We start from the raw sequence: 19,378 nt of genomic DNA, 5'->3' as shown, positions 1-19,378 counted from the left end.
GGTCCGGGACGACTACCGGTACATGGGGTGTGAGCAGTGGCGTGAGGTGCTGTCGGCGCAGCTGGACGGAGAGGAGACCGTTGCCGAGCGGACGGCGGTGGCGGCCCACCTGACCGGCTGCGGCGGCTGCCGGACGTGGTACGACCGGGCCACGGCGGTGACCCGCCGGGCCCGGCTGTCGGTCGCCGTCGCCGGTGACGACCGCACCGACGTCATCCTCGGCGCGCTGCCCACCCCGGCTCCGCATCGCCGGCGGGAGCGGCTCGTGCTCACCCTGCGGGCCGTCCTGGGTCTGGTCGGGGCACTGCAACTCGTGCTGGGCCTGGCGCAGATCGGACGCGGCACGGCGAGCGCGCACGCGCACGCGGCGGCCGGCGGACTGATGTCGGGGCACCTGTGGCACGAGTCGGCGGCATGGAACGTCGCCGTGGGCGCGGGCTTCCTCTTCGTCGCGGCCCGGCGCACGCCGCCGACCGGGCTGGTGCCGATGCTGAGCGCCTTCGTCGGCATGCTGGCGCTGCTGTCGGTCAACGACCTGCTGACCGGGCGGGTGGACACCGCCCGGCTGGTCACCCACGGCTTCCTGCTCGCGGGCTACGTCATCGTCGTCGCCCTGTCCCGCCCCGGGTTGCGCCCGGACGGCCCGGCGCAGCGCAGTCGTCCGGACGAGCCCCGCTGGAGCCTGCCCGCCGACGAGCCCACGGAGTCGCCGGGGCTGCGGCTGCTCCCGTCGCCGTATCCCGGCTCCGCGCGGGTCTCCGACCGCCGCGCGGCCTGACCCGACTCCGGCCGAGGCACCCGCCGAGTCGGCTTTCCCGACTTTCCGCCCGGCTGCCCCGCGGGCGGCTGGCTCGGCCGCCAGCCGCTCGGCTGACCACCACCAATCAGGAGAAGCACCAGACATGCACACCCGGTTCCGCCGCCCGACCGCCGCGGCCCTCGTCGCCGCCACGCTGGCCGCCGCCGCGCTGCTGCTCGTACCGGCCGCCCCCGCCGCCGCGCACAACACGCTGCGGGCCGCCAGCCCCGCCGAGGGCGACCGCCTGACGACGCCGCCGACGCGGGTCACGCTGGAGTTCGCGCAGCGGCTCGACCCGGCCTTCACCACCATCGCGCTGACCGACGCCGCCCGGCGGAAGGTCCCCACCGGTGCGCCCACCGTCGACGGGACGAAGGGCACGGTGACGGTCGACGAGACGCTGGGCGAGGGCACCTACACCGTGGCCTACCGGATCGTCTCCGCCGACGGGCATCCCGTGCAGGGGTCGTACCGGTTCACCGTCGCCGGCGGCGTCGACACCGACGGCGGGGCGACCGCCACCCCGCCGTCGGCCGCGCCGACCGCCACGCCGCCGTCGGCCGCCGTCGCCCCGTCCGCCGCCGCGTCGGTCGGCCCCGCCGCCGCCTCCGCGACCGGCTCGGGCGGCCCCGGGACGGGCGCCGTGCTGCTGGCCGCCGGGGTCCTGGTGGCCGTCCTCGGCGGGGCCGCGCTGCTGCTGCGGCGGCGGCGCGAGACCCGCTGACCGGCAGCACCCCCGGCCCTCGAAGCCCCGGGCCGCCCACCGGGCGCGAACCGCCGCCCTCCCCGAACCCAAGGGACACCGACGTGCCAGACACCACCTCCCGCCCCGCCCACCCCGCCCGGGGCCCGGGCGCCGACCCCGTGGCGACGACGGCGGCCGGTGACGCCGACGTGGACGACCAGCTTGCCGCCGTCGCCCCGGCCGCCCCGGTCGCGGGCACGCCCGGCCCCGGCCGCCGTCCCGGCTCCCGGGGGCGTGGCGGGTGGCTCGTACCCGTCGCGGCCGTGGCGTCGGCGGTGGCCGTACTCCTGCTCGGCCTGCGTGCCGGCGACGCGCTCGCGGTCGCGATCCCCGGGCTGCCCGACCCGGGGCCGGTCACCACGTGGGCGCTGCCCGTGGTCCGGCTGCTCGCCGACGGCCTCGCCACCCTGACGGTCGGGATGGTGGTGACGGCGGCCTTCCTGCTGCCCGGCGACGGGCGCAGCGTCTCGGCGTACGGCTGGCTGCTGCTGCGCCGCGCGGGCGCGGCGGCGGCGGGCTGGGCGGTGACCGCGGTGACGCTGATCGTGCTGACGGTCTCGGACCTGCTCGGCGTCCCGGTGGACGAACTCGGCGTCCCCATCGTGGTCAGCTTCGCCTCCTCGATCTCGCAGGGGCGGGCGCTGCTGCTCCAGGCGGGGCTGGCGCTGGCCGTGGCGCTGCTGGCCCGGGTGGGCGTCTCGCGCGGGCTCGCCGCCGCGACGGCGTTGATCGCGCTGGTCGGGGTGCTGCCGCCGGCGTTCACCGGGCACGCCGCCGGGGCGGGCAACCACCAGATCGCCGTGTCCAGCCTCGCCCTGCACGTGCTGGCCGCCGCCCTCTGGGTCGGCGGGCTGGTGGCGCTGCTGATGGTCCGCCGCAGCCGGCAGCTGGCCGACGCCGCCGACCGGTACGGCCGCCTCGCCCTGGGCTGCTTCGTGGCCGTCGCGGTGAGCGGAACGGCCAACGCCGCCGTACGCCTCGGCGACGTGGCCCAGCTCTGGCAGTCCCGGTACGGCTGGCTGGTCCTCGGCAAGCTTGTCGCCCTGGCGGTCCTGGGCACCCTGGGCGCCGCGCACCGGTCGCGGACCCTGCCGGCCCTACGCGCGGGCCGGCGCGGCGCGTTCGCCCGGCTGGCCGCCGGCGAGGTGGTCGTGTTCGCCGCCACCGTCGGGCTGGCCGTGGCGCTGTCCCGCAGCCCCACCCCGGTGGCGCAGGACCCCCTCGACGCCGATCCCATCACCGAGCTGCTCGGCTTCCCGATGCCCGCCGCCCCGACCCCGGAACGCCTGGTGGGCCAGCCGCTGCCGGACATGTTCTTCCTGACCCTCACCGTCCTCGGCATCGGCGGTTACCTGGCCGGGGTGTGGCGGCTGCACCGGGCCGGGCACCGCTGGTCGCTGGCCCGGACCGCGAGCTGGTCGGCCGGTCTGCTGCTGCTGGCCGCCGTCACCAACCTGGGCGTGGCCCGCTACGCGTACGTGCTGTTCAGCGCCCACATGGTGCAGCACATGGTGCTGTCGATGCTGGTGCCGATCCTGCTCGTCGGCGGCGCCCCGGTCACCCTCGCGCTGCGCGCCCTGCGTCGCCCCACCGACCCGCAGGTCCGTGGGGCCCGGGAGTGGCTGCTGCTGGCGCTGCACAGCCGGCCCGCGAGGCTGCTCACCCACCCCCTGGTCGCCCTGGGTATCTACGTCGGCAGCCTCTTCGGTCTCTACCTCAGCGACCTGCTCGGCACGCTGATGCGCTCCCACCTCGGGCACCTGGCCATGCTCACCCACTTCGTGGTCGCCGGGTACCTGCTGTTCTGGGTGCTCATCGGGGTCGACCCGGGCCGGCCGAGGCTCGCCCACCCCCTCCTGGTGATCATCCACCTCGCGTCGATGATGGCGCACGGTTTCTTCGGCCTCGTGCTGATGCAGACCACCAGCCTCATCGCCCCGGACTGGTACGTCGCCGTCCATCCGGAGTGGGCGTCGTCGCTGATGGAGGACCAGCGGCTGGGCGCGGGCATCGCCTGGGCGTTCGGGGAGATCCCCGCCGCGGTCGTCCTGGTCGTGCTGGTCCGCCAGTGGATTCGCGCCGACCGGCGCGAACAGGCCCGCCTCGACCGCGCCGCCGCCCGCGCCGAGGCCACCGGCGAGCCGGACGACCTGGCCCGCTACAACTCCTTCCTGGCCGCCGCCGGCCGCACCGATCCCGGCGGCCCCGGCGACGACCGCCCGCGCTGAGGCCGCCGCCGCTGCGCGTCGTGGTCGACGGACGGGTGCTTGCGGGTGCTGCCACAGCAGCAGTCGCGGCACACGGTGACGAGGCAGCCCATTGCGACGGTCATGGCGCGGGCGGGTGGTAGGTGATGGCGGGCCGTCCGGTGCCCGGGTGCGTCACCACGTCGGCCCGCACCCCGTAGACGTCGGCGAGCAGCCCGGGGGTGAGGACCTCGGCGGGCGTACCGGCGGCGACGACCCGCCCGGCGGCCAGGACGACCACCGCGTCGCAGAACATGGCGGCCAGGTTGAGGTCGTGCAGCGCGGCCAGGGTGGTGATCCCCGAGCGGCGGACCAGGTGCAGCAGGTGCAGCTGGTGGCCGATGTCGAGGTGGTTGGTGGGCTCGTCGAGCAACAGCAGCAGCGGTTGCTGGGCCAGCGCCCGGGCCAGCTGCACCCGCTGCCGCTCGCCGCCGGAGAGGGTGTGCCAGCGGCGCCCGGCGTACCCGTCCAGGTCCACCCGGGCCAGCGCGTCGGCCGCCGCGGCGCGGTCGGCGCCGCTGTCGGACCAGCGGGAGCCGCGGTGGGGCGTACGGCCGAGCAGCACCACCTCGCCGACGGTGAGGTCCAGGTCCGTGTCGGCGTGCTGGGCGAGCAGCGCCGTCCGGCGGGCCAGGGTGACCCGGGGCAGGGCGGCGACGTCGTCGCCGCCGACCGTGACCAGCCCGGCGTCCGGCGCGGCGAGCCGGGCGACGATCCGCAGCAGGGTGGTCTTGCCGCAGCCGTTGGGGCCGAGCAGCCCGACGAGGCTGCCCGCCGGCACCGCGCAGGTGACGTCGTCGAGGATCCGCCGGGCCGCGACGGACCAGGACACGCCGGTGACGGTGAGCATCAGCCACGCACCTTCCGGCGGTGCAGCAGCACCACGAAGGCGGGCACCCCGAGCAGGGCCGTCAGCACGCCGACCGGCAGCTCCCGGGGCGCGAAGAGGGTCCGCGCGGCGGTGTCCACCCAGACCAGGAAGATCGCCCCGGCGAGCACGACGACGGGCAGCAGACGCCGGTGGTCCGCCCCGGTGAGGAACCGGGCGGCGTGCGGCAGGATCAGCCCGACGAAGCCCACCGCGCCGCTGACGGCGACCAGCGCCGCGGTGAGCAGCGCGGTGGCGACCAGCAGCAGCCACCGGACCCGGGTGACGGGGATGCCGAGGGTCGCCGCGGCGTCCTCGCCGAAGGCGAACGCGTTGAGCGTGCGGGCGTACGCCGCCACCAGGGCGAGCACGACCGCCAGGACCGGCGCGGCCCAGGCCAGGGCGGCCCAGTCGACGCGGGCCAGCGAGCCCGAGAGCCAGAACGTGATGCTCTGGGTGGCGTGCGGGTCGGCGACCCAGATGATGACGAACGAGGTCGCCGCCCCGCAGAGCTGCGCGACGGCCACCCCGGCCAGCACCACCCTGGTGGGGGCCAGCGCGGCCCGCCGGCCGGCCACCGCGGCCACGACCGCGAACGCGGCCAGCGCCCCGGCGAAGGCACCCCCGGTGAGCGCGGCGACCCCGCCACCGAAGCCCAGGACGAGGACCGCGACCGCGCCGAGCGACGCCCCCGAGGAGACCCCGAGCAGGTACGGGTCGGCCAGCGGGTTGCGCGTGACGGTCTGCATCACCGCGCCGACGGCCGCCAGCCCGCCTCCCACGGCGGCGGCCCCGAGCACCCGGGGCAGGCGCAGCCGCCAGACGATGTGCTCGCGCAGCAGCGGCACCTCGGCGTGCGGGAGTCCCAGCCGGTCGGCCACGACCGACCAGACCGTCGACACGGGAATGTCGGCCGGCCCGACGGTGACGGCCACCCCGATCGACACGACCAGCCCGGCCAGCAGGGCGACCAGCAGCACCACCAGGCCGACCGGGCTGGGCGCACGGACTCCGGCGGGGGCGGCGCGGTCGGCGGACCCGGGGCCGGTGCGGCGGGTCCGGTCGGGGGCGGTGCGGCGAGCTGGTCCGGGGCCGGCGCGGCGGGCCACGGCGGTCAGCGGTCCGCCCCGGCGGGGAGCTGCGCCACACCCGCGGCGAGCGCCTCGACGCCGAGCACGACGCGCACCCCGGCGGAGGTCGAGGAGAACGGGATGACGACGAACCGTTGCCGGGCCACCGCCGGCAGCTCCTTCAGGCCGGGGTGGCGGGTCAGGAAGGCCCGCTTCGCGGCGGCCGCGTCCCAGCCCGCGTCGATCAGCACGATCACGTCGGGGTCGCGGTCCACGACCGCCTCCCAGCTGGTGTCGGCCCAGCCGCCGGTGAGGTCGCCGAACACGTTGCCCACCCCGACCGCCGACATGATCGTGTTGGGGCTGCCGCAGCAGGCGCCCACGCTCGGGGCGTCGGTGCCGGCGTCCCACCAGAGCACGGACACGTCCCGCGCGCCGCCGATCCGGGCGGCGGCCGTAGCGATCCGTGCCCGCTGGTCGGCGATGAGCTTCTCGGCCCGGTCCGGCACGCCGAAGACGGCCGCCACGTCCCGGATCTCGGCGAACACGTCCTCGACGGTCAGCTTCGCCGGCCGGTGCTGCTTCGGGCACCCGGCCGGCGAGAGGTACGTGCCGATGCCGAGCCCCGCGAGCGCGGCGCGGTCGCCGACGCCCTCGTCGCCGAAGGCGCTGTGGAACGAGGCGTAGACGAAGTCCGGCGCGGCCTCCAGCAGCTTCTCCTTCGCCGGATACTTGTCCGACAGCACCGGCACGGCGGCGTACGCGGCGGCGTGCTCCGGCAGGATCGCGTCGTCCAGGTACGCCGTGCCGGCCATGCGGTCGGCGAGGCCGAGCGCCAGCATGATCTCCGTGGCGGGCTGGTTCAGGGTCACCGCGCGCTCGGGCGGGGCGGCGACGGTGACCGGCGTACCGCAGTTGGTCAGCGCGACCGGGGCGGCGGCCGGCGGGGGCGTCGTGGCCGGGTCGTCCGTGGCACAGCCGGCCAACAGGACGATGAGGACGGACAGGGGCGCGGCAACGCGCCGGGACAGGGTGGACCGCACTGCGCGCACGCGCATCGGGACCGCCTTCCAACACCTCGTGGACGGGTCATCGCAGTGCCGTGGCCGGTCTCCTGGCTGACGGGAGGTGCGTCCGTGGCCGGCCTTCCCAGGCGGGTTACGCCCAGTGACCTCGTACGACGAGGGCCGCGAACTTCCCGATCACAGTGGCGAGGGCCGCACCGGTCTTGCACCGGCTTCCCGAGCACCACGGCAGCGTCACCCTAGCCGCCGGCCGGCCCGGAAGTCACGGTGACGAACACCATCAGGGACGGTCCGCCGGGGGCAGGCGGGAGGGCCGGCCGGTCAGGGCTGCGCGGCGGTCGGCAGGTCGACCACCCGGGTGGCCCAGCGGGCCATCAGCGCCGGGTCGTGGGTGATGAGCAGGACCCCGGCGGCGTGCTGCCGCTGGTAGTCGGTGATGACGGCCGCGAGGTGCGCCTGGGTGGAGGCGTCGAGCATGGCGGTGGCCTCGTCGCAGAGCAGGTAGTCCGGCCGGTGCACGAGCGCGCGGGCGAGGCAGGCGCGTTGCAACTGCCCGTCGCTGACCGCGTGCGGGCGGCGGGCGAGCAGGTCGGGCGTGAGGCCGACGAGGTCGGCCAGCTCCGCCGCCCGGGCCCGCGCCTGCTCCTCGGGCGTGCCGGTGGCGCGCAGCGGTTCGGCGATGATGTCGGCGAGGCCCAGCCGGGGGTCGGTGGCGGCGCGGGGGCTCTGGAACAGGATCGCGACGCGGGTACGGACGGCGGCGGGCACCCGGTGCCGGGCGCCCGCCACCCGGTGGCCGTCGAGGGTGACGTGGCCGGCCTCGGGGGCGTGCAGCAGGGCCAGCACCCGGGCGAGGGTGGACTTGCCGCTGCCCGAGGGCCCGCGCAGGCCGACCGTCTCGCCGGGCGCGACGCGCAGGTCGACGCCGTCGAGGACGCGCCGGCCGCCGTAGGAGACCGCGACCTCGTGGGCCGCGAGGGCGGTGCTGGTCATGCCGGCGCTCCCGGCGGTGCTGGTCATGCCGGCGGTGCTGGTCATGCCGGCGGTGCTGGTCATGCCGGCGCTCCGAGGGTCAGCGGGTGGTGACAGGCGACCCGGCCCGGCGCGCCCGCGCAGGGCGCGGGCGGGGTGCGGCAGACGTCGGTGGCGCGGTCGCAGCGCGGGGCGAAGGCGCAGCCGGGAGGCAGGTCGGTGAGCATCGGCGGATGGCCGGGGACCGGCCGGAAGGCCCGCTCGGGCAGGGCGTCGAGCAGACCCGCGGTGTACGGGTGGGCGGGCGCCGCGAACAACTCGGCCGTCGGCCGCCGTTCCACGATGCGGCTGGCGTACATGACGGCGACCGTGTCCGCGACCCGGCGGGCGGCGGCCAGGTCGTGGGTGATGAGCAGGACGGCGCCGCCGGCGTCGCAGCGGCGGCGCAGCAGGTCGAGGGTGTGGTCGACCAGGGGCCGGTCGAGGCCCGTGGTGGGCTCGTCGGCGAGCAGCAGCGGCGGGTCGGGAGCGAGGGCGAGGGCGGTGGCCAGGCGCTGGGCCATGCCGCCGGAGAGCTCGTGCGGGTAGCGGTCGAGGTCGGCCGGGTCGAGACCGACGTCCGCGGCGACCCGCTCGGCCGCCGCGGGCGCCTCGCGCCGGGTGTGCCCGTGGGCGCGCAGGGTCTCCTCCAGCAGCCGCCGGCCCGTCCGTACGGGGGTCAGGGCGGTGGCGGGGCTCTGCGGCACCAGCCCGACCGCGCGACCGCGTACGGCGCGGGCGAGGTGGCGCTCGGAGCAGCCGACCAGGTCGACCTGCGCCCCGGTGGGCGGGCGCAGGCGGGCGTGCCCCGTGACGGTGGCGTTGCCGGGGAGCAGGCCGAGCAGGGCGTGCGCGAGCACCGACTTGCCGCAGCCGGACTCCCCGACCACCGCCAGGAGCTCGCCCGGGTGGACGGTCAGGTGCAGGTCGGTGACGGCCTGCACGACGGCGTCGCGGAGCTGGAAGCGGACGGTCAGCCCGTCGACCTCCAGCAGGCCGGGCCGACCGTCGGCGGCGGCGCCACCCACGCCGGCGCTGTCGGCCGGGGCGATGGTGTCGGCGGTGCCGGCCGGGGCGGGGGCGGGCTCGCGGGTGGTGGTCACAGGTTCAGCTCCGCTCGTACGCGCGGGTCGAGGCGGTCGCGCCACCGGCCGGTGAGGGCCGCCAGGGCCAGCGTGACGACGACGAGGAGCAGGCCGGGCACGATGCTGGCCCACCAGGCGCCGGTCAACAGGGACCGCTGCCCGTCGTTGATCATGTTGCCGATCGAGGCCAGGTGCGGGGGCAGGCCGAGGCCGAGGAAGGACAGCGCGGTCTCGTGCCAGACGGCGTGCGGCACCATCAGCGTGGTGGCCAGCGCCAACCGGGGCAGCACGTGCGGGAGCAGGTGCCGGGTGATCACCCGGACCCGGCTGGCGCCGCCGGAGATCGCGGCGTCGATGAACGGCCGGGTGCGCAGGCTGAGCAGCTCGGACCGGACGATGCGGGCGGTGGAGAGCCAGTGCGTCAGCCCGATCGACAGGATCACCGCGCCCAGGCTGGGCCGCAGCATCGCCACGATGAAGATGCCCAGCAGCAGGTGCGGCAGCGCCGCGATGGTGTCGACCACCCGCATCAGCACGCGGTCGACCCAGCCGCCGAGGGTGCCGGCCACCGCGCCGACGAGGCCCCCGATCACGGTGGCGACGAGCGCGGCGACCGCGCCGACGAGCAGCGAGACCCGCAGACCGTAGAGGCTGCGGTGGGCCACGTCGCGGCCGAGGTCGTCGGTGCCGGCCGGGTGCGCCCAGGAGGGCGCGAGCCGGGTCCGGGCCAGGTCCACCGCGCTCTCGTCGAGCGGCCAGAGGACGGGGGCGAGGAGGCAGGCCAGGCCCGCGCCGACGAGCACGGCCCAGGCGAGGGTGGCGCCGACCCGGCCCGTACGCGGCTTCGGCCGCCGGACCCGCAGGGGCAGGGCGAGGTCAGTCATCGAGGCGTACCCGGGGATCGGCGGCGGCGTAGGCGAGGTCGGTGCCGAGGTTCGCGGCCAGCACCACGACGGTGGTGGCCAGGGTCGTGGCGGCCAGCAGCGGGAAGTCGCTGCCCAGCGCGCCCTGTACGGTGACCGCGCCGAGGCCGGGCAGGGAGAACACGGTCTCCACCAGGACGGCGCCGCCGATCAGCTCCGGCAGGTGGGTGCCGACGAGGGTGAGGAACGGCAGCAGCGCGGTACGCAGGGCGTGGCCGAACAGGACGGTGCGGCCGGGCAGGCCCCGGGCCCGGGCGGCGAGGACGTGGTCGTCGCGGAGGCTGTCGGCGACGGCGTCCCGGATGAACAGGACGAACCACGGCGTCTGGGCGATCGCCAGCACGCCCACCGGCAGGATCAGGTGCCGGGCCACGTCGGCGGGATCGGTGCCGGTGGCGGTGATGTCGGTGAGCCCGCCCGCCGGCAGCCAGCCGAGGGTGAGGGCGAACAGGGCGATCGCGGCCAGCCCGATCCAGAAGACCGGCATCGACTGCACGGCGTACGCGGTGGCGCGCAGCGCCCGGTCGAACCAGCCGCCACGCCGGTACGCGGCCAGCGTGCCCAGCAGCAGGCTCGCCACGAGGACGAGGGCGAGGGCGGCGCCGACCAGCAGCAGGGTCCAGCCGGCGCGGGCGGCGAGCACGGAGGTGACCGGCTCGTGGCGACTCGTGGACCAGCCCAGGTCACCCTGGAGCAGGTTGCCCACCCAGCGCAGGTACTGCACCGGCAGCGGGTCGTCGACACCCCAGTTGGCGCGGATCTGCGCCAGGTTCTCCTCGCTGGCGGTGAACGCCGCCGCGCCCGCGTACTGCTGGGCGGGGTCGATGGGCGAGGCCGCGCCGAGGGCGAACATGCCGACGCTGGTGGCGGCGAGGATCGGCACGGCCACCAGCAGCCGCCGGCGGACCACCGTGCCGGCTCCCGCCATGCGGCGCGTCCGGCGCCGGGGGGTGGCCCTCGCCGGGGCCGGCGCGGCTGTCGGGGCGGGCGTCGTCACGACTTCTTCGTCCAGGTGTGGATGTTCCACCAGAGGCTGTTGGCGACATCGTGCTCGTGCGGCTCCACCCGGGGGGTCACCCCGGCGACGGCGTCCTTCACCACGTAGGTGTGCTGGAGGTAGGTGAGGAACACCCACGGCATGTCGGTGGCGAGCTGCTTCTGGAACGTGGCGTACGCGGCCTTGCGGGCGGCCGGGTCGGCGTTGGCGCGGCCGTCCTGCAACGCCTTGTCCACCACGGGCGACCGGTAGGAGCCGGGGTTGAAGAAGCCCTGGCCGGCGAAGGCGGAGCCGAACAGTTTGTAGGAGACGAAGTCCGGGTCGTACGGCGTGCCGTAGCCCATGACGAGCGCGTCGCTCTTCATCCGGGGGGTGATCGCGTCCCAGGTCAGGCCCTCGGGAGTGATCTTGATGCCGACCTTCTTCGCGTCGGCGGTCACCGCGAGGGCGAGTTCCTTGCGGAGGCTGTCCGTGGCCGGGTACATCAGGGCGAACGCCGCCTGCCGGCCGTCGCGGACGCGGATTCCGTCCGGGCCCGGCTTCCAGCCGGCGGCGTCGAGGGCGGCGCTCGCGGCGGCCGGGTCGGCGGTGGGTTTGCCGACGATCGACGGCTCGGCGAACTCCGACGTCGGCGGGACCGGCCCGAACGCGGGCTCGCCCGCCCCGCCGAGCAGCCCGTTGACCATCGCCGCGCGGTCCACCGCCGCGTTCAGTGCCTGCCGCACCGCGAGGTCGGCGGTGACCGGGTTGCCCATCGGCAGCATCACGCCCCGGTAGTCGGCGGTGGGCACCCGCTGCACCCGGTAGCCGGCCTGCCCGTCGAAGCCGGTGGTCAGCTTCGGCGCCAGCTCCGCCGCGTCGAACTCCCCCGCCCGCATCCGCTGCGCGCGGACGTTGTCGTCGGCGACGAACGCCACCACCACGCCGCCGTTGGCGGGCTTGCCGCCCCAGTAGCTCTCGTTGGCCGCGAGCACGAGCCGGTCGCCCGGGGTCCACGACGTCACCCGGTACGGGCCGGTGCCCACCGGCTTGCGGTTGAACTCGGCCTTGTTGATGTCCTGCCCGGCCAGCGCCTTGGCCGGCACGATCCCGAGGGCCAGCCGCTGCGGGAAGGGCGCGTAGGCGTACTTCAGGGTGAACACCACGGTCGACGGGTCGGGCGCGGTGACCGAGGCGAGCATGTCCAGGTCGGAGCGGAGCGTCGAGTCGACCTTCGGGTCCAGCACCGCCTGGTAGGTGAAGACCACGTCCTGGGCGGTGAACGGGCTGCCGTCGTGGAACAGCACGCCGTCGCGCAGCTTCGCGGTGACCGTCCTGCCGTCCGCCGACACGGTCGGCAGTTCCCGGGCCAGCGCCGGCACCAACTCGTTGCGGACGTCGCGGGCGACCAGCCCGTCGAAGATCAGGGAGCCGCCGTCGACGCCGTAGTTCAGCACCGGGTTCAACGCGTCCGGCTCACCCGCCGTCGCCACGACGAGCGTGCCGGCGCCGGCCGCGCCCGTCGACGTGGTCGCCGGCGAGGAGCAGCCGGCCACGGCGAGGACACCGGCGACGGCCACGGCCGCCACGCGCTTGGACACAGGCGTACCCATCACATGCTCCCGGGTCTGTTCTTCGCGCGACCGCCCGACGTCACGCCGGGGCCGGCGTCCTGATCTGACCGACCGTGCCCGCGGCGGTCCACGGTCACGAGCGGGCGGACGCCCCGGCGATGGTCTGGATCATCGCGTGCCGGGGGCAGCCGGCCACTAACGCCAGCATTCCGTAATTGCCAATCCGATGCAACAAGCGCCGGCTGACCGTGTTGCCCAGGCCACACCCCGTCCGCGTGGGAGCGCGACGGTCAGCCGGCGACGCCGCGGTCGCACGCGGGGCGGGGCGCGATGAACCTGCTCGGCGCGCGTCCCGGCCCGGTGTGTGATCGCCTGCCGGATCGGAAGCAGGGTACGGCCCAGGGCGGTGATCCCGTAATCGGCGCGCACCGGCGCCTCGTCCTCAGCCCTGACCACACCCGGACGCCCGGCGGGGCCGGCCCGGCTCCCACCGGGCACCGCCTGCCGGGCGTCCGGATCCCCCGTCCACCGGGCGTCCGGGCCGGGCCCGTCCGCCGGGCGTTCTCGTCGTCGGGTCAGCCGACGGGAAGGGCGGCCAGCCAGTCCTGCCAGGCCCGCTCGCTGCGGGCCGGGTCCTGCCCGGAGGCGAAGACGTGGTGGCCGAGGACCAGGGCGTCACCGCGCTCGGCACCGGAGTGGAGGAAACGGTAGAGCCCGTCGGCGGTGCGGACACCGACGTAGGTCGGGAGGTTGGCCAGGTCGACGACGCCCTCGATCGGCGGCAGCCCGGCGACGGTGAACCGGACCCGCTGCCCCTCGGCGAGCGGACCGGCGACGCCGAGGGCGTCTGCCACGGCCGCCCACACCCGGTCCGCGCCGCCGACGCCCGGGCGGAAGGCCGAGACGGGGGTCGCGGTCCGTCCGGGGAAGTGGGCGAGGTACGCGGCCAGCGTCCCGAGGTACATGCCCCAGCCGATGCCCATCGCCTCGTACTCGGTCTCCCAGTCGTCCCCGAGGACGCCGCTCTGGACGAGCCGCAGGGTCGTGCTGCCCCGCTCGCGGCCCTCGATGAGGTATTCCGTGGCCATGAAGGTCCCGTCGGGGGCCGTCGCGGTGCGGTCGGCGAGCCGCTTGCCGGGCTCCCACCCGGTGATCGTCGACTCCTCGACGTGGCCGGCAATGGTCAGGCGGGTCCGGCCGCCCTCGCCCGGCTCGACCTCGCTGCGGCCCATGAACCATGAGTCGATGCCCGGACCGGTGGCGATGGCCTCCCACACCTGCTCGGGCGTGGCGGCCAGCTCGACGTCCTTGCGCAGCTCGAAGTGGTGTCCCATGTCAGTGCTCCTCGTTCGCGGTGCTGTCGTCGGCGTCGGTGGCGGGGTGCAGGGCGACCACCACCCGGTGCTCGCGGCCGCCGGGGGCGTTCTCGTCGTGGTACCTGCCGACCAGGGCGGTGACGGTGGCCGCCAGCTCCTCGGCGAAGGCCGCCCGGTCGGCCGCCGAGGCGAACCGGACGGTGCCGTCGACCGCGAACGTCGCCACCCGCTGCTTCGCCCGCTCGGCGCCGGTGATGAGCGCGCCGACGTCCTGCACGAGGCGGGCGGCCAGCGCCAGCAGCCACCGCGCCGACAGCCGGTCCGGCGACTGCGCCGGGTCGGGCCGCACGGCGGCGAGGGCCGCGGGCGAGATCACGTACGACGCCGCGGTCGCCCGCATGACCCGCTCGGTCACGTTGCCCTTCCGGCGCTCCTCCACCAGCTCGACCAGGCCGTGCTGCTCCAGCGCCCGGAGGTGGTAGTTGACCTTCTGCCGGGGCAGGCCGACCCGGGCGGCGAGCATCGTCGCCGAGGCCGGCTCGGCGAGCGCGGCCAGCAGCCGGGCCCGCATCGGGTCCAGCGACGCCTCGGCCGCCGCCGGGTCCTCGATCACTGCGATGTCGAACATGGCCACAGCGTCCCACCGACAGTTTTTCCTGTCAAGACAATTCGATTGATCGGCGAGAGCCCCGCGCCGCTCACTCCTCCCGGGGGCGCAGGCGCACGCGGCGCAGCAGTTGGGCGTTGAGCGCCACCACGATCGTCGAGGCGGACATCAGGATCGCGCCGACCGCCGGGCTGAGCGTCACCCCGGCCCAGGCCAACACGCCCGCGGCCAGCGGAAGGGCGACGACGTTGTAGCCGGCCGCCCAGCCCAGGTTCTGGATCATCTTGCGGTACGAGGCCCGGGACAGCCGGATCACGCCGGTGACGCCCCGAGGGTCGGACGAGGCGAGCACCACCCCGGCGGACTCGATCGCCACGTCGGTGCCGGCGCCGATGGCGATGCCCACGTCGGCCCGGGCCAGCGCGGGGGCGTCGTTCACCCCGTCGCCGACCATCGCCACGCGCAGCCCGCGCCTTTGCAGGTCGGCCACGGCGTCGTCCTTGTCGGCGGGCAGCACCTCGGCGAAGACCTCGTCGACGCCGGGACGGAAGCCGAGGTCGGCGGCGACCGCCTCGGCGACCGGTCGGGCGTCCCCGGTGATCATGACGATCTTGCCGACGCCCTGCTCCCGCAGCTCGGCGATCGCCTCCCGGGCCTCGGGGCGGACCTGGTCCTCCAGCGCGAGGGCGCCGAGAACGGTGGCCGCGTCGCCGTCGAGATGCAGCAGGTGCAGCACCGCCGCGCCCCGGCGCGACCACTCGCCCTGCCGGTCGCTTAGGTCGTCCGGCGCCCGGGCGCCCAGCTCGCGGAGCAGGGCGGGCCCCCCGACGGCGTACGCCGTGCCGTCGACCTCGGCGCGGACGCCGCGCCCGGTCAGCGAGCGGAACCCCGTCGCCCGCCGGGCCGCGCCGCGCTCGGCCCCGGCGGCCACGATGGCCCGGGCCAGCGGGTGTTCGCTGTCCGCCTCCACCGCCGCCGCCAGGGCGAGCACCTCGTCCTCGTCGCCGCCTCCCGTGGCCGCCACCCCCGACACCACGTGCTCGCCCCGGGTCAGGGTGCCGGTCTTGTCGAACAGCACCGCGTCGACCGTGCGCATCCGCTCCAGCGCCAGCCGGTCCTTGACCAGGATCCCGCCCCTGGCCGCCACGGCGGTCGACAGCGCGATCACCAGCGGAATGGCCAGGCCCAGCGCGTGCGGGCAGGCGATCACCAGCACGGTGACGGTACGCACCACGGCCGCACCGAGGTCGCCGAGCACGGCCCAGGTCACCAGGGTCGCCAGGGCCACCACGGTCGCGACGTAGAACAGCCAGGCCGCGAACCGGTCGGCGAGCACCTGCGCCCGACCGCTGGACTGCTGGGCCTGGGCCACCAGGCGCTGGATGCCGGCCAGCGCGGTGTCCTCGCCGACCGCCTCGACGCGTACCCGGATCGCCGCGTCGGTGGCCACCGTGCCGGCGACCACCCGGTCCCCGACGCCACGGGAGACCGGCCGCGACTCGCCGGTGACCATGGACTCGTCCAGCTCGGCGCCGCCCTCGGCGATCCGGCCGTCGGCCGGCACCCGGGCGCCGGGCCGGACCAGCACCAGGTCGTCGACCCGCAGGTCCGCCACGGCCACCCGCTCGACCCCGCCGTCCGCCGCCACCCGCTCGGCGTCGTCGGGCAGCAGCGCCGCCAGGGCGGACAGCGCGCCCTGCGCCTGGCCGATGGCCTTCATCTCCTGCCAGTGCCCGAGCAGCATGATCGTGACCAGGGCGGCGAGTTCCCACCAGAAGTCCAGGTCGAAGACGCCGAGCGCGGTGGCCGCCGAGGCGACGTACGCCACCGTGATGGCCATCGCGATGAGCAGCATCATGCCGGGCACCCGGTCGCGCACCTCCCGCACGGCGCCGACCAGGAACGGCCAGCCACCGTAGAGGAAGACGACGGTGCCGAGGACGGGGCCGACCCACGCCACGCCCGGGAACTCCAGCCGGTAGCCGAACCAGTCCATCACCATGTCGCTGGTCAGGACGATCGGCACGGTGAGCGCCAGGCTCAGCCAGAACTTCCGGCGGAACATCTCCGGGTCGTGCCCGGCGTGCTTGTCGTGCCCGGCGTGCCCGCCCGCGCCGTGGGCGTGCTGGCCGGTGTGCGTGTCGGAGGCACCCGTCGCGCGGGGCGGGTGGCCGTCGTGGTGGTGCGTCTCGTGGGGCATCTGCGCCTCCTCACGACCACCATACATACCCCCTCCGGGTATCTGACGGCGGATCGCTCGGAGAAGCCGGGCCCGCAGGGGGCCCGCGCCTCCCGGCGGTCCCGCACGGCAGCCCCGGTCTGGCCGGCCCCCGCCGGGTCACCTGAGAGAGGCCGACAGAGGGTTTGCGGCGGTGGGCGCCGGGAAGCCCGAAGGTCGACCCCGCGCGAGAGGGATGATGACGCCATGCACGTGCTCCACGAAGATCCGCGTCGGGTCGCGGACGACGCCGCCCCTCGTCCCGGGGGCGCGTCGTGAGCGGGCCGGTCGCCGCCGAGCCGGTCGGCGAGTTGGAACTCGTCCACGCCTTCACCGGCCCGATGCCCACCGGCGTGAGCGTCTCGCACACCGGCCGGATCTTCGTCAACTTCCCGAAGTGGGGCGACGAGGTGCCCGCCACGGTGGTGGAACTGCGCGACGGCCGCGAGGTGCCCTACCCCGACCAGCGGTGGAACAGCCCGTCGGGCGACGACGACGCGGAGGCGTTCGTGTCGGTGCAGAGCATCGTCGTCGACCCCGCCGACCGGCTCTGGGTCCTCGACACCGGCAGCCCGATGTTCCGCCCCACCTCGCCCGGCGGCCCCAAGCTGGTCCGGGTCGACCTGGACACCGACACCGTCGCCCAGGTGATCACCTTCCCGGCCGACGTCGCCCTGCCCAGCACCTACCTCAACGACGTGCGCTTCGACCTGCGCCGCGGCGAGGCGGGCGTCGCCTACATCACCGACTCCTCCGACTCCGGCCCGAACGGGATCATCGTGGTGGACCTGGCCAGCGGCGCGTCCTGGCGGCGGCTGCACGACCACCCGTCCACGAAGGCCGAGCCGCTGGAGACGTTCCGGCCCGTGGTCGAGGGCCGGCCGTTCCTGGAGCGCCCCGCCGACGGGCCGTCGAAGCCGGTGACGATGGGCGCGGACGGCATCGCCATCTCCGCCGACGGGGCCCGGCTGCACTACTGCCCGCTCGCCTCGCGCCGCTGGTACAGCGTGCCCACCGACGCGCTCACCGACCGTTCGACCGCCGACGACCAGGTCGCCGCGTCGGTGGTGGACGAGGGCGACAAGGGCGGCGCCTCCGACGGCCTGGAGACCGACGACGCCGGCCGGCTCTACCTCACCTCGTACGAGCACGACGCGGTGCTGCGCCGCCGTCCCGACGGCGGGTACGAGACCGTGGTGCACGACCCCCGGCTGCTCTGGCCCGACACCATGTCCGTGGCGAGCGACGGGCACCTGTACGTGACCGCCAACCAGTTGCACCGCCAGGCCAAGTACCAGCGCGGGCAGGACCTGCGGCGCAAGCCGTACGCCCTGTTCCGCGTCCGGATCGACGCCGGCCCGGTCCGGCTGCGCTGACCACGGACGCAGCGGCGCCGGCACCCCGCCTGGGATGTCGGCGCCGTTGCCGTCCGCGTACCGGTCAGCTCATGGTGGCGAGCAGGTCCCGGCAGGCCTGCTCGCACGCGCGGCAGGCGTCGGCGCAGACCCGGCAGTGCTCGTGCATGCCCGCGTGGCTGGCGCACTCGTCGCCGCAGGACTTGCAGGCGGTGGCGCACGCCTCCAGCAGGGTGCGGCTGATGTTGGCGTCGTAGCCGGTGTGCCGGGACAGCACCCGGGCGGTCGTCGTGCAGATGTCCGCGCAGTCCAGGTTCGTCCGTACGCACTTCGTCAGTTCGGCGACCATGTCCTCGCTCAGGCAGGCGTCGGCGCAGGCGGTGCACGCCTGGGCGCAGGTGTTCAGCGCGTCGATGACGGCGGCCAGCTTGGCCCGGTCCAGATTGATCGACTTCGGGTACGTCTCGAGCATCGGCATCGTGGTGCTGGGCACGGCGTTCTCCTCTCGGTCATTGCCTGTGCACTACCCGCGACCGTCGCTCGGCATGCGGCCACCGGCGGCCCGGTAGCGTCGGGCCGCCGACCGGGCCGACCACCGCGCCCGGGTCCCACCGGCTGACCGGCTGCGGGGGCGACGGCGCGCCGGTCGTCGCGGTGGCCGATGATCGGGCCATGTTCAGACGCCTCCGTGAGACGGCCCGCGAGAACCGCCGGCAGCAACGGCGCATGTCGAAGTCGAAGAACCCCGACGGCTGCTGTGACTGCTGCGACCTGGGGCTGTTCTCCACCCTGCTGATGCTCGGCTCGGCGACGGCGGCGGCGACCCGGGCGCCGGTGCTGGACCGGGCGGGGGTGGCGGCGATCCGGGGCTACCGCCGGTGGCTGTCGCCGCACTGGCCGGGGCGGTGCCGCTTCACGCCGACCTGCGGGGCGTACGGGTTGACGGCGGTGGAGCGGCACGGGCTGGCGGTGGGGGGACGGATGGCCGCCGGGCGGGTGCGCCGCTGCCGTCCCGGAGTTCCCCGGGGCACCCACGATCCGGTGCGCCGACCGATGAGCCGTGGAATGAGCCGACCGGAGATCGGGTAGAACGAGACCATGGGCCAGCTGAGCAGTTCCCCACCTCCGCCGCAGGCCGTTGAGCTGCGGCGGTGGACGTTGCAGGAGCCGGTGGACCTGCGTGCCCTGCGGGCGTCCCTGCACGAGGAACTGACCGGCGACGTGCTCGGCGAGGGCGAGGCCCTGGAGGAGGTTCCCGAACTCGTCGCGCTGATCGCCACGGAGCTGGCCACGAACGCCCTGCGCCACGGGATCCCACCGACGATCGTCCGGCTGCTCGCGACCGACGACTGCCTCATCCTCGACGTCGCCGACCACGACCTGGGATCCCTGCCGCAGCTCGCCGAGGCCCGGCCCGTCGGCGACGGCGGGCGCGGCCTGGAGCTGGCCCGCGCCCTCTCCCTCGACGTCGGCTGGTACGCCACGGGCACCACCAAGAACATCTGGGCGTCCTTCCCCCGCACCGAGCGCCTGAGCGGCGCGCGGAGCGCCTGACCGGGC

The 19,378-nt window shown here is 75.7% G+C and carries 18 protein-coding genes and 1 riboswitch; of the genes, 6 read left to right on the top strand and 12 right to left on the bottom strand.

Annotated elements, in window-relative coordinates; all coding sequences use genetic code 11:
- Nucleotides 1–22 precede the first annotated feature (22 nt).
- The 3 genes from ACFHW0_RS26790 to ACFHW0_RS26780 all read left to right on the top strand — a co-directional run bounded on the left by ACFHW0_RS26790 (nucleotide 23) and on the right by ACFHW0_RS26780 (nucleotide 3,772).
- On the top strand, nucleotides 23–778 hold the full coding sequence (locus ACFHW0_RS26790) for a zf-HC2 domain-containing protein (protein ID WP_416611953.1): 756 nt from the start codon (nucleotides 23–25) through the stop codon (nucleotides 776–778).
- A 124-nt stretch (nucleotides 779–902) separates the two neighbouring features.
- The gene (locus tag ACFHW0_RS26785; protein WP_416611951.1) at nucleotides 903–1,523 is read left to right on the top strand and encodes a copper resistance CopC family protein; all 621 of its coding nucleotides are present in this window, start codon (nucleotides 903–905) and stop codon (nucleotides 1,521–1,523) included.
- Between the two features lie 83 nt (nucleotides 1,524–1,606).
- Nucleotides 1,607–3,772, top strand: a complete 2,166-nt coding sequence (locus ACFHW0_RS26780; RefSeq protein WP_416611949.1) for a cytochrome c oxidase assembly protein — start codon at nucleotides 1,607–1,609, stop codon at nucleotides 3,770–3,772.
- Nucleotides 3,773–3,872: 100 nt separating this feature from the next.
- On the opposite strand, the gene ACFHW0_RS26775 is transcribed toward ACFHW0_RS26780, so the two are convergent.
- From ACFHW0_RS26775 to ACFHW0_RS26725, 11 genes are all read right to left on the bottom strand, one after another.
- Nucleotides 3,873–4,640, bottom strand: a complete 768-nt coding sequence (locus tag ACFHW0_RS26775) for an ABC transporter ATP-binding protein (protein WP_416611947.1) — start codon at nucleotides 4,638–4,640, stop codon at nucleotides 3,873–3,875.
- A complete protein-coding gene (locus tag ACFHW0_RS26770; RefSeq protein ID WP_416611945.1) occupies nucleotides 4,640–5,641 on the bottom strand; it encodes a FecCD family ABC transporter permease in 1,002 nt (333 codons plus the stop codon). The genes ACFHW0_RS26775 and ACFHW0_RS26770 overlap by 1 nt, the downstream gene beginning before the upstream one ends.
- 131 nt (nucleotides 5,642–5,772) lie before the next feature.
- Nucleotides 5,773–6,786 carry an ABC transporter substrate-binding protein gene (locus ACFHW0_RS26765; RefSeq protein WP_416611943.1) on the bottom strand — a complete coding sequence of 338 codons (1,014 nt, stop codon included), beginning with the start codon at nucleotides 6,784–6,786 and terminating at the stop codon, nucleotides 5,773–5,775.
- Nucleotides 6,787–6,814: 28 nt separating this feature from the next.
- Nucleotides 6,815–6,996, bottom strand: a riboswitch (cobalamin riboswitch).
- A 78-nt stretch (nucleotides 6,997–7,074) separates the two neighbouring features.
- Nucleotides 7,075–7,809 (bottom strand): ABC transporter ATP-binding protein, encoded by a 735-nt coding sequence (locus ACFHW0_RS26760; protein ID WP_416611942.1) that lies wholly within the window; start codon nucleotides 7,807–7,809, stop codon nucleotides 7,075–7,077.
- Nucleotides 7,806–8,867: an ABC transporter ATP-binding protein gene (locus tag ACFHW0_RS26755; RefSeq protein ID WP_416611940.1), complete on the bottom strand. Its 1,062-nt coding sequence runs from the start codon at nucleotides 8,865–8,867 to the stop codon at nucleotides 7,806–7,808. Before ACFHW0_RS26755 ends, ACFHW0_RS26760 begins: the two co-directional genes overlap by 4 nt.
- On the bottom strand, nucleotides 8,864–9,733 hold the full coding sequence (locus tag ACFHW0_RS26750) for an ABC transporter permease (RefSeq protein ID WP_416611938.1): 870 nt from the start codon (nucleotides 9,731–9,733) through the stop codon (nucleotides 8,864–8,866). Before ACFHW0_RS26750 ends, ACFHW0_RS26755 begins: the two co-directional genes overlap by 4 nt.
- Nucleotides 9,726–10,700 carry an ABC transporter permease gene (locus ACFHW0_RS26745; RefSeq protein ID WP_416611937.1) on the bottom strand — a complete coding sequence of 325 codons (975 nt, stop codon included), beginning with the start codon at nucleotides 10,698–10,700 and terminating at the stop codon, nucleotides 9,726–9,728. The genes ACFHW0_RS26750 and ACFHW0_RS26745 overlap by 8 nt, the downstream gene beginning before the upstream one ends.
- 65 nt (nucleotides 10,701–10,765) lie before the next feature.
- Nucleotides 10,766–12,361 carry an ABC transporter substrate-binding protein gene (locus ACFHW0_RS26740; protein WP_416611932.1) on the bottom strand — a complete coding sequence of 532 codons (1,596 nt, stop codon included), beginning with the start codon at nucleotides 12,359–12,361 and terminating at the stop codon, nucleotides 10,766–10,768.
- A 536-nt stretch (nucleotides 12,362–12,897) separates the two neighbouring features.
- Complete coding sequence (locus tag ACFHW0_RS26735) at nucleotides 12,898–13,656, bottom strand: SRPBCC family protein (RefSeq protein ID WP_416611930.1); 759 nt, start codon at nucleotides 13,654–13,656, stop codon at nucleotides 12,898–12,900.
- Nucleotide 13,657: 1 nt separating this feature from the next.
- Complete coding sequence (locus ACFHW0_RS26730) at nucleotides 13,658–14,266, bottom strand: ArsR/SmtB family transcription factor (RefSeq protein WP_416611928.1); 609 nt, start codon at nucleotides 14,264–14,266, stop codon at nucleotides 13,658–13,660.
- 70 nt (nucleotides 14,267–14,336) lie between these two features.
- Nucleotides 14,337–16,445, bottom strand: coding sequence for a heavy metal translocating P-type ATPase (locus tag ACFHW0_RS26725; protein ID WP_416611927.1), 2,109 nt, complete (start codon nucleotides 16,443–16,445; stop codon nucleotides 14,337–14,339).
- 293 nt (nucleotides 16,446–16,738) lie between these two features.
- Between ACFHW0_RS26725 and ACFHW0_RS26720 the strand changes: the two genes are divergently transcribed.
- Nucleotides 16,739–17,839 carry an L-dopachrome tautomerase-related protein gene (locus ACFHW0_RS26720; RefSeq protein WP_416611925.1) on the top strand — a complete coding sequence of 367 codons (1,101 nt, stop codon included), beginning with the start codon at nucleotides 16,739–16,741 and terminating at the stop codon, nucleotides 17,837–17,839.
- Nucleotides 17,840–17,903: 64 nt separating this feature from the next.
- Here the strand turns inward: ACFHW0_RS26720 and ACFHW0_RS26715 are convergent, their stop codons facing one another.
- Nucleotides 17,904–18,311, bottom strand: coding sequence for a four-helix bundle copper-binding protein (locus tag ACFHW0_RS26715; protein WP_416611923.1), 408 nt, complete (start codon nucleotides 18,309–18,311; stop codon nucleotides 17,904–17,906).
- A 179-nt stretch (nucleotides 18,312–18,490) separates the two neighbouring features.
- Here ACFHW0_RS26715 and yidD point away from each other — a divergent pair, with 179 nt between their 5' ends.
- On the top strand, nucleotides 18,491–18,907 hold the full coding sequence (yidD, locus tag ACFHW0_RS26710) for a membrane protein insertion efficiency factor YidD (RefSeq protein WP_416611921.1): 417 nt from the start codon (nucleotides 18,491–18,493) through the stop codon (nucleotides 18,905–18,907).
- Nucleotides 18,908–18,916: 9 nt separating this feature from the next.
- Complete coding sequence (locus ACFHW0_RS26705) at nucleotides 18,917–19,372, top strand: ATP-binding protein (RefSeq protein WP_416611920.1); 456 nt, start codon at nucleotides 18,917–18,919, stop codon at nucleotides 19,370–19,372.
- The last annotated feature ends 6 nt before the right edge of the window (nucleotides 19,373–19,378 follow it).

It is taken from the genome of Micromonospora sp. LOL_025 (genome assembly GCF_048060285.1).
Classification (GTDB): Bacteria; Actinomycetota; Actinomycetes; order Mycobacteriales; family Micromonosporaceae; genus Micromonospora.
The sequence above is the reverse complement of the archived record's forward strand: the minus strand, read 5'-3'. Positions and strand labels throughout refer to the sequence as shown.

Excerpts from the sequence above, each read along its gene's own strand:
- ACFHW0_RS26750 (WP_416611938.1), bottom strand. The coding sequence starts at position 9,733 with ATGACTGACCTCGCCCTGCCCCTGCGGGTCCGGCGGCCGAAGCCGCGT.
- ACFHW0_RS26765 (WP_416611943.1), bottom strand. The coding sequence starts at position 6,786 with ATGCGCGTGCGCGCAGTGCGGTCCACCCTGTCCCGGCGCGTTGCCGCG.
- ACFHW0_RS26745 (WP_416611937.1), bottom strand. The coding sequence starts at position 10,700 with ATGGCGGGAGCCGGCACGGTGGTCCGCCGGCGGCTGCTGGTGGCCGTG.
- ACFHW0_RS26775 (WP_416611947.1), bottom strand. The coding sequence starts at position 4,640 with ATGCTCACCGTCACCGGCGTGTCCTGGTCCGTCGCGGCCCGGCGGATC.
- ACFHW0_RS26705 (WP_416611920.1), top strand. The coding sequence starts at position 18,917 with ATGGGCCAGCTGAGCAGTTCCCCACCTCCGCCGCAGGCCGTTGAGCTG.
- yidD (WP_416611921.1), top strand. The coding sequence starts at position 18,491 with ATGTTCAGACGCCTCCGTGAGACGGCCCGCGAGAACCGCCGGCAGCAA.
- ACFHW0_RS26735 (WP_416611930.1), bottom strand. The coding sequence starts at position 13,656 with ATGGGACACCACTTCGAGCTGCGCAAGGACGTCGAGCTGGCCGCCACG.
- ACFHW0_RS26730 (WP_416611928.1), bottom strand. The coding sequence starts at position 14,266 with ATGTTCGACATCGCAGTGATCGAGGACCCGGCGGCGGCCGAGGCGTCG.
- ACFHW0_RS26785 (WP_416611951.1), top strand. The coding sequence starts at position 903 with ATGCACACCCGGTTCCGCCGCCCGACCGCCGCGGCCCTCGTCGCCGCC.
- ACFHW0_RS26790 (WP_416611953.1), top strand. The coding sequence starts at position 23 with ATGGGGTGTGAGCAGTGGCGTGAGGTGCTGTCGGCGCAGCTGGACGGA.
- ACFHW0_RS26725 (WP_416611927.1), bottom strand. The coding sequence starts at position 16,445 with ATGCCCCACGAGACGCACCACCACGACGGCCACCCGCCCCGCGCGACG.
- ACFHW0_RS26760 (WP_416611942.1), bottom strand. The coding sequence starts at position 7,809 with ATGACCAGCACCGCCGGCATGACCAGCACCGCCGGCATGACCAGCACC.
- ACFHW0_RS26740 (WP_416611932.1), bottom strand. The coding sequence starts at position 12,361 with ATGGGTACGCCTGTGTCCAAGCGCGTGGCGGCCGTGGCCGTCGCCGGT.